Consider the following 12,430-nt stretch of genomic DNA (forward strand, 5'->3'; position numbering starts at 1 on the left):
TTAACTCATTATTATTTTTTCTTAAGTTTTGCTAACCCTTTAACTAAATCATCGGCTGTCATATAACCAGGTATTACTGTGCCATCTTCTAACACCAAAGCGGGTGTTCCATTGATACCAAGCATGTGACCAATATTAAACTGAGCCTTAATATCGACTGTTTTGCATTTTTCAATTGGAGAAATCGTTTCACCTTTAAAAGCTTCTGTTAATACTTTTTGTCGATCAGCGCTACACCAGATAGATGTCATTGTTTTAGCTGATTCATGGTGAAGACCATTGCTAGGAAATGCTAAATAACGTACAGTGACCCCCTTTTTATTATATTCTGCTATGTCTTGATGAAATTTTTTGCAATAACCGCAGGTAACATCAGTAAACACGGTAACAATATATTTTTCCTCTGGTGCCTTAAATATGATCATCTGATCACTCATCGCTTCTATTTTTTTTGCTAAGATCTGATTTGTGACATTAACCGGCATTTGACCACTTAAATCATAAATAGGCCCTTCTAATAAATACTTACCGTCTTCGGTTACATAAACCAGGCCTTGGTTAGTGATCACTGTACTCAGACCGACAATAGGTGACGGATGGATATTCTCAGTTTCTATGCCCATTTTATTCAATGTTCTTTTAATAGCGACATCATCAGCCAAAGCAGAATGTGACATTGCGGCCAGAAGACTAATTACCCATACAATATTTTTTTTCATTTAAAATTTCCTTGAACCACAATCAACCTCGAGGATGATGTTGTTGATGCAATTGCCTTAACCGCTCTGTGGCAACATGGGTATAGATCTGTGTAGTAGAAAGATCACTGTGTCCTAGCAACATTTGTACTACACGCAGATCTGCGCCATGATTTAGCAAATGGGTGGCAAATGCATGTCTTAATACGTGAGGAGAAAGTTTTTCACTATCAATTCCAGCAATTGCTGCATAATATTTAATCCGATGCCAAAAAGTCTGACGCGTCATTTGCGTACCTCTTTTACTCGGAAATAACACATCATTGGTCAGTCCATTAAGTAAGATTGGACGACTTTCCGTTAAATAAGTTTCCAACCAATAAATAGCCTCTTCACCTAAAGGTACCAACCGTTCTTTATTCCCTTTTCCCACTACCCGAATAACACCCTGACGCAAACTAATATCTGTTAATGTTAGCCCAACCAGTTCAGAAACACGTAGCCCACATGCATAAAGCACCTCAAGCATTGTTTTATCTCTTAATTCAATCGGATCATGGATGGTAGGCGCATGCAATAAATCTTCAACTTGCTTCTCATTAAGATCTTTAGGTAGCCGTCTTGGCAATTTAGGTGCCGACAATTGTGCCGTTGGATCATCGCTACGGAGTTTCTCTCGATAGAAATACTGGAATAAGCGCCGCATAGCACTAAGTAAACGAGCAGAACTCGTTGCTTTATAACCGCCCTCTACGCGTTCAGCCAGAAAAGATTGTAAATCCGTGACCTCTACCGTAAGCAGATCATAACCATGGCGCGACAACCAACCAACTAATGTTTGTAAATCAGTACGATAAGAAGAAAGCGTATTAGCGGCTAAATCGTGCTCAAGCCAAATAGTATCGAGAAATTGTTCTATCAACGGATGAATGTCTCTGTTTTTTTCTGTTGACACAACAGCACTCCTAGTAAATTAATTGCACCATATTATGCCTCAAAAAATACTTTCTGCCACAATGCCACACTAACATTTATGCAGGTTGTTTCTTTATTAATTAAATTAGAATAATAATTTATATACCTAATTAAAATTAATAAGCTAAATCAAAATTCACTGATTAATTATAGTATTAAATATTGTGAACTAGGCATAAGCAACGCTCTATTCCTCTTAGTTTTTATCAACTAATAACGATTATCTACAATAATCATTATTTAAATTGGTAAAAAATAAAAATTTGAGATGTTATTATAAATATTCTAATCAAAAATATAAAAATAAATCAACCACGCTATTATTTAATTAATTTTGCTATAACCAATTGATATTTTATAAATTGATATTCCAATAAGATATTACCAGAAAAACACTATACCAAATAAAACTAAAAATAATTTAATGGGATAAACCAATGACTAACAGTAGAAAGATATAGTATTAATTATTTGATAGGTCTTGCTGATTCGATTTCTGAATATGAAATCTGGAATGAACCCGATCTTGCTTTCTTGTGGACAACTGCCAAAAATAATCAGCGCCCAGTTGTCGAGTTTTATGATTTTTATCGTGCCGTTATCAATACGATCCGAGCAAGCACACCTTGGGTAAAAAATTGGTAGTTGCGGAACTACTTTTGTTTTTAAAAATGAAAATTTTGTCGATAACTTTCTTGTCTATATAAAAAACAGTCATGTTCCTTTTTGATTTTTACTCATATCATTATTACGCAATTGATACCGCCAATCCGAAAAACATTTAATGAAATCCAAGATCATGTGCATAATAGACTCGCTAAACGTGGCTTTCAGCAGATAAACGCTATATCACTAAATGGGCGTTAACCGCTTATGCCAGTAAAATTAATAATACTAAGAAGAACCAAAGTCGTGTTGCTGCCGCCTATTTACTCTATTTTTGATTCACGCAGAACAGGCGGGCGTAGATAAAGCCTGTCTATATCGGGTTGACGGAGTAAAATTTGGTTTATTCAATAACCACAGTTACGCTAGTTATGCCGCCCAAGCATTTTAGTTATATAATCAATTTGCTTTAATAATGAGCGAATTTGGCTAACTTCCATGTTGTTTTCGTCATTGGGGGAAATTTCAAACCTATTATAAATAATAATAGATTGTTATTAATCGACAACTAAATAATATTTTTACTGGTCAGATATCACGATTAATTTAAATAATAGATTTATTTTTTAATAAATTTCATTACTTAGATAATGATAAAAAATCATTTAAATAGTAATAAAGTAAAAACTTATTCTTATAAAAATAAAAACTATCTTATACACTTTAAGTATATCAAAATAACAAATTAAAAAAATTATTTCTCGCCGCCCTATTAACATTAATTTATTTAATTATTAAACGCCTTATTTAACATATTTTAGTTATAAAAAAACCTCTTCCATTAATTTTGTGAAACTATTCATAGAATGAAAATAAATTAAATTTGATTACTTAAACCGATAAAATAATCTTCATCAATTTTAATTATCTTAAATAAAAATTATTATGTTAAATTTTTTCTTCGCTAACTAAGCGAAATAATAATGATAAATCAGCTTTAATAATATGGAGCTTAACAATGAAAAAACATAAATTTATTATAAAATTCAATAAATCTGTTATCCAAGAAAGAAAAGATAATAATAAATTAATTTTAAAACCTGCTGTTTTAAAAGATAGCTTTCTGAATGACTTTAATTACTATTCTATTGTTGATGATGATTTACTCACAATAAAAAACCAGTTAATTAATTGCCAAAACCTTACTGGTATTTGCTATGTTGCAGAAGCGGACAATATGCCATTGGATGAACTACAAAGTTTAGCAGATAAAATAAATAGTTATGATTTTGTTGAATACGCCTATATAGAACATACCGACACACCACCACCATTTAGGCAGTTATCAGATCATAAGACAGGGCAAATTCATAATACACCTAATTTTAATCCCCTTCAGGGCTATCAAGGTGGGACAACTGTAGATCATATTGGTATTGATATTGAGTATGCCTGGTCACTTGGTATCACAGGACAAGGGATCCGCTGTGCAGATATAGAAGGTGGATTTGATTTTAACCATGTTAATTTACAAAGAAAAAGTTTTATTAATCTGTCACCAGAATATCCGTTTAAAAATGAACATGGCACAGCAGTTGCTGGAATAATGTATGCCAAAGATATGGGATTGGGGATAAAAGGATTAGTGCATGGCGCAGATTCTTTTTATGGCGTTTCAGAAGCACCGGCTGGGCGCGTTAATGGAATTGCTAAAGCATTAAAATACTTAAGGCCAGGAGATATATTCATCTACGAATTACAATCAATGGGACCACGTATTAAATATGTTCCAGCCGATTATCAAAAAGCGGTCTGGGATATCACAAAAGAAGCCACTGATGCAGGCATAATTGTCATTATGGCAGCGGGCAATGGCGCTGAGGATTTAGATCATAAATTATATAATGAATATAGAAACCGTAATGATGATGGCGATAACGGTGCAATTCGTGTTGGTGCGGGCGATAAAAAATACCTGATACCAACAGATTTCACCACTTATGGCAGCATGGTACATGTGCAAGGATGGGGTTTAAATGTCGTCACAACCGGTTATAACGATCTATATGATAGCGGTGAGCATAATAATTATACCCATACTTTCTCGGGGACATCATCTGCAACACCGATTGTTGCTTCCGCTGTCGTGGCAATCCAATCATGGTATAAACAGCATATTGGTGATGTTATTAAACCTAAGGACATGCGTGCACTTTTAATCGAAACAGGTACACCACAAGGATTCCATCAAACGAGCAATAAATGGATAAATATTGGCCCATTATCTAATGTACGTCGAGCAATTAATACCTTACAGAGGCGTTTCCAATAAAAAGTGTTAACTATGCGTTACTAATAATAAAAGAGATTGCCATTTAGCAATCTAACTTTAAAACCAGATCGCAAATTTTTTAACAGATAAAGATCTGGTTTTTTAAACGTATTATCGAGAAATTGCAATATTAAATATTATAAAAAACAGAAAATAGCATAAAAAAAAGCCAGTTTAAACTGGCAAACATATCAAACACAACACCAGGGAAAGTCTCTATCTAACAAGAATGAAATGAACAAATAAGGCGTAGAAATTGCAAGGACTAATTAGAGAATAGGTTAAAAATAATTATTTTCTATCTTTATTGATGATAATATGAGGCATATCAAAAAAACAACCATATCTATTAACATTAATGAAATAATATAACTGATAATTTGATCTGCAAATCAAACTTAATTTACTGAATTATAATATTTTTTGCTACAATACTTTATTATTAATTGCAAAATGACAACCAGTTGCAAAATGAAAATAGGTCTTTTTTATGGTTCTAGTACCTGCTACACCGAAATGGTAGCAGAGAAAATCCAATATAATTTAGGTGAAGAGTTAGTTGATTTACATAATATTAAAGATATTTCGCCGCAATTAATGGAAAATTACCAAATCCTGATTTTAGGTATTCCTACCTGGGATTTTGGCGAACTACAGGAAGATTGGCAAACCATTTGGGATGAACTCTGTTCGTTAAATCTCGCCGGCAAAATTGTATGCCTTTATGGTTTAGGTGATCAAATTGATTATGGCGATTGGTTTCTTGATGCACTTGGTATGCTTTATCATCAATTATTACTGATGCAAGTTAAATTTGTCGGTTTTTGGCCCACATCAGGGTATACCTTTAGCAGTCTTAAACCCTTAACAACGGATGGTAGTCAGTTTGTTGGACTAGCGCTCGATGAAACTAACCAATTCGAACAAACAGACGAACGAATAGAACAGTGGTGTATGCAAATATTAAATGAAATAGAAGCCTTATTATAAGGCTTCTATTTCATATCAAATATCAGGGTACTGCAACAGCAATTGATTTAAATTCCGCCACTCCTCTTCTGGCATACTATCTGAAGCAATCCATAACCGAATCCGCTTATTACATTGCCATGAGCGAAGAGTAAGTTTTACACCAAAAAAACAAAACCAAGGTTTTTTAACAATCAGCCATTCGCTTTTCTTCCACTGTATCTTATTACCATTAAGTAAAACTAAGCTACCTTTACAACGACTTATATTTTTTTGACTCCTTACCCAACTTGCCACAATCAATAAGGTCGCTATCAACCAAGTGACCAGATTATTTGGCGGCCAAGATGAAAAGAAAACTAACAAGCCAATTCCCACATGAACACCCGTTGAAAAAAGCTGCGTCAGCCACGAAACATTGATATTAAATTTCCAAAGAACCACGTTGTTTATTTCTACTCTGTATCAATTGAATCATATGATAAAGACCATCATCATCAGGACGTCCATGATTCATCAACCAGTTGAACAAATCAGGATCTGCACACTCTAGTAAACGAACAAACAGACATTTCTCATCCTCTGTGAGTGAATCATATTCATACTCAAAAAAAGGCATAATGGCGATGTCCAACTCACGCATTCCCCTGCGACATGCCCAGTGGATCCTGGGTTTATGATTGATATCCATAAAATAAAATAACCTTAAATACTTTTGTGAATAATTTTTGCTTCCATATCATAATTTAGCGTAGCAAATTCTAATCAATATCGAAATGATTTAAGTAACATTTTTGTAAAAACCACAACTAGTCACTAACTAAAAACTTTATATAGAAAAATTATTCGACATAAATTTTGTTAGTTAATTTTGATAATATTACTTGCTTTGTCAGCTAGCTATTTTACCATTATGACAACTCTTATCCAGGTTACTAACGGATGATCACATGATAAGCCTAAATAAATTTACACCAGAGACTGGCAAAACAGAGCACCAATTACCATTAACATTAATGTCACTTAACGACTGGAGTTTTATCACAGCAACAGGGATTGATGCCGAAAAATATTTACAGGGTCAATTAACCGCGGATATTACCACGTTAACGCCACAACAACATATATTCACCGCCCACTGTGATGCCAAAGGGAAAATGTGGAGCACGCTACGTTTATTTCACTATAACGAAGGCTTTGGCTATATTTTACGCTCCAATGTGGCAGTAAAACAACTAAGTGAACTGAAAAAATACGCGGTTTTCTCGCAAATAACCCTCAGTCAGCAACCTAATATTATGTTGTTAGGAGTTGCTGGCCAAGGGGCTCGCGCTACCTTGAGCAATCACTTTGCTCAATTGCCTAATCAGGAAAAACCAGTTATACATCTTGAGCAAACGACTTTACTCCACTTTAATGTACCATCCGAACGTTTTTTAATTGTTACCGATAGCGCGACTGCAGCTAAACTGACAAAACATTTCCCCCAACATGGTGATAGTCAGCAATGGCTAGCTTTAGATATTGCTGCCGGTATTGCTAATATTGATATTGAAAATAGTGAACAATTTATTCCACAAGCCGTTAATCTACAAGCATTACCGGCCAGTATCAGTTTTCACAAAGGCTGCTACAGCGGACAGGAAACGGTCGCTCGAGCAAAATATCGCGGTGCCAATAAACGCGCCATGTTTTGGTTAGCAGGGTCAGCAAACACGCTGCCAAAAGCCGGAGAAGCTATCGAATGGAAAATTGGTGATAACTGGCGGCGTACTGGAATAGTATTGGCGGCCGTTAACTTGGTAAAGGGTTTTATTAGTATTCAAGTTGTTATGAATAATGATATGGCTAAAGAGAGTGTTTTCCGTGTGGCAGGAGAAGAACAAAGCCAACTTACTATTCAACCCTTGCCTTATTTATTGACGGAAGAGGAATAGCATATGCATTGATTGCTAATAAAAATTTATTCCGTTAAGCATTTTTCCTATGGCAAAACAGGGATCTTGAAAATAGCCCTGTTATAAAATTAATCTCTAATTAAGTCATCTTATTAATTTCATTGGTAAAAACCAAAGCAGCATATCAATTATCGCCTATACAATTATAGTTTAAAGATTCAGAATGACTCTGATGAATGGGTAGATTTGCCAATTAATTAATCAGTTGGTTGATATTAGAGAGTTTGGGTGGATGGATATATTTTACTTAAATATTATTCGCTTCAATGGCGAACCTTTAATTATATTCTATAAAAGTTTTGGATCTTTTTTATCTTACACTTACCAATTGCTTATGGTTGAAAATAAGAACCCGTCAATTTAGCAACAACTTCATCATCCTTGAGGTAATCACCATTACCTACGACCATGCAACACGTTTTCTCTGTTGTTAATCCCTTTCCCTGACCATAAAATACACAAAAATTTATTCGCAACTACAGCAAATTGCATTAATGTTATTTTATGCAGCTATTTACCAATCAAACCTGGCAACGTGACTAGTAATATTAAACCCATATAAATGCAATATAACTTATTTTGTTGAATAAATTTAATAATTATAAAAATATATATTTTTAGATTAAAACAACCTGATACTTGCATAAAGTCATAAATGGTTATCGGCAGAATAACGCTTAATAATAACTGGCAGCATAATGGCATAATATTCACAGCTAAACCTTCGTCACATCATTCTGACTTTAATTAAACTGGAATCAAATAGGCAAGAACCAAATAAAAATAGCGCCAAAATATAACTCTAGCGCTATTGTTATTACTAGAAAAATATTCGTTATCGCGGTTAATTCATTCTTAATGTAGGAGTAATAGCTGCTACAAGGGAAATCATAGCCTCTGTCTGAATAATATTATTCATTATTACTGCCACACTTTCATTAGCAGCAGCAAAAGTAACTGTAGCATCAGTCAAAATCTCAGCTATTTCATCTATACTATCTGCCATTTGTAGTGTTGATTCGGTTATCGCTTTTACTAACAATATATCAAGTTTATCACCAAAAACACCATCTATTAATAATGGGTTAGAATATGATTGATAATATTCCTCTAGGGATTGTTCTGATGATTTGCCATTATTATTAGTTTGAGAAGTGATTGTACTTTCCATTTTTTATCCTTTCCTTGATTAAATAACAGTATAAATCCTACATATTAAATAGTGTTATAATAAAAAAATATAACAATGAAACTTGTTCTAATGATACATTATCTAACAATGTAAATAACAATCAATTACTTATAAAGATATCTTTAACCTGATATCCAGTATTATTTATATTAATTACCTAATAATAAGCATCCGATTTATTGATAATTATTTTTTATATCATAAATATATTAATTATTTTTTCATCACTATTACCAATCAATACAAGATTTATAATTTGTTTTTTTAGGCAGCATATTATTCTGTGTCAACCAATCAGAAAGAACAATAAATCTAAAACCAATAATTAGCTTTAGATCGTCATGAGATAAGGTAGAATTTAAAAATTTAAGTTCTATTTTTGCTATCTCAATTTTCCGCTCTGACTCCTCAACAGGCTTATATTTTTTGTCCTCTTCGTCATAACATATTTTTATTTCAGCTGAATATAAATATAACCTGATAACATTAGATTCTGAGCTTAATACGGTATGGGTAAACAAAATACCGTTATTTTTGTCAGTAGTATTGGCAATAGAATGATTGAGCAGGGTCTTTAATGATGAATTAATATATTGTTTTTCTTGCTCTGATATATTTTGATATTGCTGTAATAATTTTTCTAATATATCTTTATAATTATTATTATCATAATAAATTTTATAATTAGATGAAGTTTCGACTAGAAACATGCTACTAGATAAGAGTATGGAAAGATACTTATGATAATTTTCATCATTATTTTTTTTATCTGGATCCAGCGGATCCCAATCACAGATTTCTTTAATAAAAGAGAGATAAGATGTTACAAAGTGTTGTGGATTATCAGTAAGTTTTGATAATAATTTTTCTACTTCATTATTACTATGCATCTCTTTTAATAAATCTTCTTCTGCTAATACCCTTTCTATATCATTACCAATGGCAATTGCTCCACTAGTAACTAAATCTGATTTTGAATTTTCGTTTTTAATTATATAGTTATTAAGAATAGAATTATATGCTCCACTCAGAATTGAATATAAATTTTTATCTTTAAATAGCTTCATAAAATATCCTTTTATATTAGGATGTAATATGGTCAAAAATAGTTAACTTTTATGCTTAAACAGTAAATAAAAATAAGAAAAGGTAATAGTTATTATTTATTTCCAAAACAATAGTTCATTGCTTTTTTATTATCCTTTGCTTTTGTTTTCATTTTTCTTATCCATTCATCTAAATCACTTCTAGTCGTATCCAGTAAAATTTCCGCAATTTTTTTGTCATAAATAAAAGTATGCATTTTTAGCACCAGATTTTTTATTTGTATACGAGAAACATATTTATCCGTAGGTTCACTTTTAGTTTTGCCTGTCTGTCTTTCAAATAGAATATGCGAAGAATTTATATAAAATTTCACATCATCTTTATTTGCCGATGCGATAACACCTTGGGTAAATAATACACTGTTATTTTTTTGTTCAGAATAAGATAATGCAGCTTTAGCTAACTGAGTAACAGAATTTTTAATTTTCTGCTTATCAGCACCAGTAATACTATCATATATATCCACAATCTTATCAATGAGATCATCATAATTCTCTTCTCGATAATTAAGATCAAGTAATTTATCTTCTTCTACCATCATTAGCACATTTTTTTTCATTTCTTCGGCATATGTTATATATGCTTCGGAATTACCCAACATAATAGCTTTTTGTGGTTCATAACCAACGCCACCCATTGCAATGGTACTTATAATAGCCAGACCATTAGCTGGCGATTCCGCCAATTTTTCGGCAGTAATATCCTTTGATTTTCCATCTCGATTCATTTCATTAAGCTGTTGAGCAATTATCAAATCTTTATCTTGATGAGCGCCAATAACATCCCCTGTAGATACTGTAATTTTTGAGTCACTATAATAGTCTTGGTTTAATGATGCGGATACTGGTCTTAACGATTTGATCCAATCAATTAGTTTTTCATATTGCTCTTCCATATTTATTTCATTCATAAACACTCCATATTTAATAATAAAAAATTTAATATAAATAATATTTATTTTAAACTGGTAAAAATAACCTAATACAACCATTTAAATTTAAATAAATAAATAAATAAATAAATAAAACAATTACCATACAGTTGCTATAAAAACTCAATACGCTGTTCACCCCAACATCATATTTTATTTTGCTGTTTATTTTAATTTGCATTTTATCACGAATAATAACATTGTAATCAATAACAATTGTCATTAATGATATATGGTTTTATTAAATAAAAATAACTGATTAAAGTAGTATCTATTTAATTATGTTCATTGTCGTTTTATTATTAACCCACTAATTTTTTAATAAAATAAACGTAAAAAATATAATTAAATAACTTTAGTTAATTAATGCTTTTCCATAACGAACAAAGCTAGGTTTTACAACCTGCACTGACTTCTCATGTTTTTTTATTTGCACAACCGCTTGCATGCCAATATTCAATGGTACTCGTGCTAAAGCAATACTTAAGCCCAAAGTTGGCGAAAAAGTGCCACTGGTAATGATCCCTTCACACAACTTGCCTGCTGGATCTGTAAAACGAACGGGTAAATCGGCTTGTAATGTCCCTCTATCACGCATTACTAAACCAACCAATTTTTCTGTGCCTACCTGACGTTGCCTTTCTAATGCATCTCGGCCGATAAAATAGCGCTCTTCCGGCTGCCAAGCAATTGTCCATTCCATATTAGCAGCCAGTGGTGATACCAATTCACTCATTTCTTGTCCATAAAAATTCATTCCAGCTTCTAGACGAAGAGTATCACGCGTTGCCAATCCTGCCGGTTTAATATCTAAATCAAGTAATTTTTGCCAAAAATTGACAGCTTGCTCTTTCGGCAGTGCTATCTCATAACCTAATTCACCGGTATAACCTCCGGTAGTAATAAACCAATCATCGATTTGTTTACCATAAAAGAGTGGCATATTAATAACTGCGCTTTTCTGTTGTTCATTAAGCAGAGATTGCACTTTCAGTTGCGCATCTGGCCCTTGAATAGCAATAAATGCCAGATCATCACGTACCTGCACATCAATTAAATAATTTTTAATATGCTCATTGATCCAAGCTAAGTCTTTTTGCCGGGTGGCAGAATTGGCAATTAAGCGATAGTAGTCATCATCAAAATAGTAGACAACTAAATCATCGATCACGCCGCCAGAAGCATTTAACATACCAGTATAAAGCGCTTCACCAGTCTGCTTCAGTTTTGCTACATCATTGGCTAATAAATAACGTAGAAAATCTCGGCACTGTTCACCATGTAGATCAATAATTGTCTGGTAAGAAATATCAAACATGCCAGCAGCGGTACGAACAGCATGGTGTTCAGCGATTTGTGAACCATAATGCAATGGCATCCTCCAACCATGAAAATCAATCATAGTTGCATTGCAGGCCAAATGCTGATCATATAATGAAGTCTGTTTTACCGTCATTGTTCTATATACCTCATTAATAGGTATAGGCAAACTAAGTTGTTAAATCAAAATACCTATGCATAGATGTAACATATTAATTTTAAAAACAGAGTTGCGACATGGCAAAAAAATAAGCAAAGTTGCTAAATCAAATTAATTGAAACAACTATTTCAAGCCGACAGCGTTATTTCCTGTAAAACGATAGATTAAGCGCAATGCAGTG

12 protein-coding genes are annotated in these 12,430 nt (G+C 32.8%); 4 read left to right on the forward strand and 8 right to left on the reverse strand.

The window, feature by feature from the left end; genetic code table 11:
• Window positions 1-11: 11 nt before the first annotated feature.
• Window positions 12-719 (reverse strand): bifunctional protein-disulfide isomerase/oxidoreductase DsbC, encoded by a 708-nt coding sequence (dsbC, locus tag LDL57_RS11505; protein ID WP_180558773.1) that lies wholly within the window; start codon window positions 717-719, stop codon window positions 12-14.
• A gap of 22 nt (window positions 720-741) precedes the next feature.
• Window positions 742-1,629 carry a site-specific tyrosine recombinase XerD gene (xerD, locus tag LDL57_RS11510; RefSeq protein WP_370520634.1) on the reverse strand — a complete coding sequence of 296 codons (888 nt, stop codon included), beginning with the start codon at window positions 1,627-1,629 and terminating at the stop codon, window positions 742-744.
• Window positions 1,630-2,144: 515 nt separating this feature from the next.
• Here xerD and LDL57_RS11515 point away from each other — a divergent pair.
• From LDL57_RS11515 to fldB, 3 genes are all read left to right on the forward strand, one after another.
• Complete coding sequence (locus LDL57_RS11515) at window positions 2,145-2,318, forward strand: hypothetical protein (protein WP_180558771.1); 174 nt, start codon at window positions 2,145-2,147, stop codon at window positions 2,316-2,318.
• Between the two features lie 979 nt (window positions 2,319-3,297).
• Entirely contained in the window at window positions 3,298-4,611 is a 1,314-nt protein-coding gene (locus LDL57_RS11520) for a S8 family serine peptidase (RefSeq protein WP_180558770.1), read from the forward strand.
• 471 nt (window positions 4,612-5,082) lie between these two features.
• Entirely contained in the window at window positions 5,083-5,601 is a 519-nt protein-coding gene (fldB, locus tag LDL57_RS11525; RefSeq protein ID WP_180558769.1) for a flavodoxin FldB, read from the forward strand.
• Window positions 5,602-5,616: 15 nt separating this feature from the next.
• Here fldB and LDL57_RS11530 read toward each other — a convergent pair whose 3' ends face one another.
• Entirely contained in the window at window positions 5,617-6,024 is a 408-nt protein-coding gene (locus LDL57_RS11530) for a protein YgfX (protein WP_180558768.1), read from the reverse strand.
• Complete coding sequence (gene sdhE, locus LDL57_RS11535) at window positions 6,005-6,271, reverse strand: FAD assembly factor SdhE (RefSeq protein ID WP_026821812.1); 267 nt, start codon at window positions 6,269-6,271, stop codon at window positions 6,005-6,007. The genes LDL57_RS11530 and sdhE overlap by 20 nt, the downstream gene beginning before the upstream one ends.
• Window positions 6,272-6,530: 259 nt before the next feature.
• On the opposite strand from sdhE, the gene ygfZ reads away from it, so the two are divergent.
• On the forward strand, window positions 6,531-7,517 hold the full coding sequence (gene ygfZ, locus LDL57_RS11540) for a tRNA-modifying protein YgfZ (RefSeq protein ID WP_180558767.1): 987 nt from the start codon (window positions 6,531-6,533) through the stop codon (window positions 7,515-7,517).
• An 865-nt stretch (window positions 7,518-8,382) separates the two neighbouring features.
• On the opposite strand, the gene LDL57_RS11545 is transcribed toward ygfZ, so the two are convergent.
• From LDL57_RS11545 to gcvT, 4 genes are all read right to left on the reverse strand, one after another.
• Complete coding sequence (locus tag LDL57_RS11545; RefSeq protein ID WP_180558765.1) at window positions 8,383-8,709, reverse strand: hypothetical protein; 327 nt, start codon at window positions 8,707-8,709, stop codon at window positions 8,383-8,385.
• Between the two features lie 251 nt (window positions 8,710-8,960).
• On the reverse strand, window positions 8,961-9,797 hold the full coding sequence (locus LDL57_RS11550) for a hypothetical protein (RefSeq protein ID WP_180558764.1): 837 nt from the start codon (window positions 9,795-9,797) through the stop codon (window positions 8,961-8,963).
• 92 nt (window positions 9,798-9,889) lie between these two features.
• Entirely contained in the window at window positions 9,890-10,747 is an 858-nt protein-coding gene (locus LDL57_RS11555) for a hypothetical protein (protein ID WP_180558763.1), read from the reverse strand.
• A 376-nt stretch (window positions 10,748-11,123) separates the two neighbouring features.
• Window positions 11,124-12,224 (reverse strand): glycine cleavage system aminomethyltransferase GcvT, encoded by a 1,101-nt coding sequence (gene gcvT / locus LDL57_RS11560; RefSeq protein ID WP_225505660.1) that lies wholly within the window; start codon window positions 12,222-12,224, stop codon window positions 11,124-11,126.
• Window positions 12,225-12,430 lie beyond the last annotated feature (206 nt).

The organism is Arsenophonus apicola (assembly GCF_020268605.1).
Lineage (GTDB): Bacteria > Pseudomonadota > Gammaproteobacteria > Enterobacterales > Enterobacteriaceae > Arsenophonus > Arsenophonus apicola.

Coding starts and splice junctions, on each gene's coding strand:
- LDL57_RS11520 (WP_180558770.1), top strand. CDS start 3,298: ATGAAAAAACATAAATTTATTATAAAATTCAATAAATCTGTTATCCAA.
- dsbC (WP_180558773.1), bottom strand. CDS start 719: ATGAAAAAAAATATTGTATGGGTAATTAGTCTTCTGGCCGCAATGTCA.
- gcvT (WP_225505660.1), bottom strand. CDS start 12,224: ATGACGGTAAAACAGACTTCATTATATGATCAGCATTTGGCCTGCAAT.
- LDL57_RS11550 (WP_180558764.1), bottom strand. CDS start 9,797: ATGAAGCTATTTAAAGATAAAAATTTATATTCAATTCTGAGTGGAGCA.
- LDL57_RS11555 (WP_180558763.1), bottom strand. CDS start 10,747: ATGAATGAAATAAATATGGAAGAGCAATATGAAAAACTAATTGATTGG.
- LDL57_RS11545 (WP_180558765.1), bottom strand. CDS start 8,709: ATGGAAAGTACAATCACTTCTCAAACTAATAATAATGGCAAATCATCA.
- ygfZ (WP_180558767.1), top strand. CDS start 6,531: ATGATAAGCCTAAATAAATTTACACCAGAGACTGGCAAAACAGAGCAC.
- sdhE (WP_026821812.1), bottom strand. CDS start 6,271: ATGGATATCAATCATAAACCCAGGATCCACTGGGCATGTCGCAGGGGA.
- fldB (WP_180558769.1), top strand. CDS start 5,083: ATGAAAATAGGTCTTTTTTATGGTTCTAGTACCTGCTACACCGAAATG.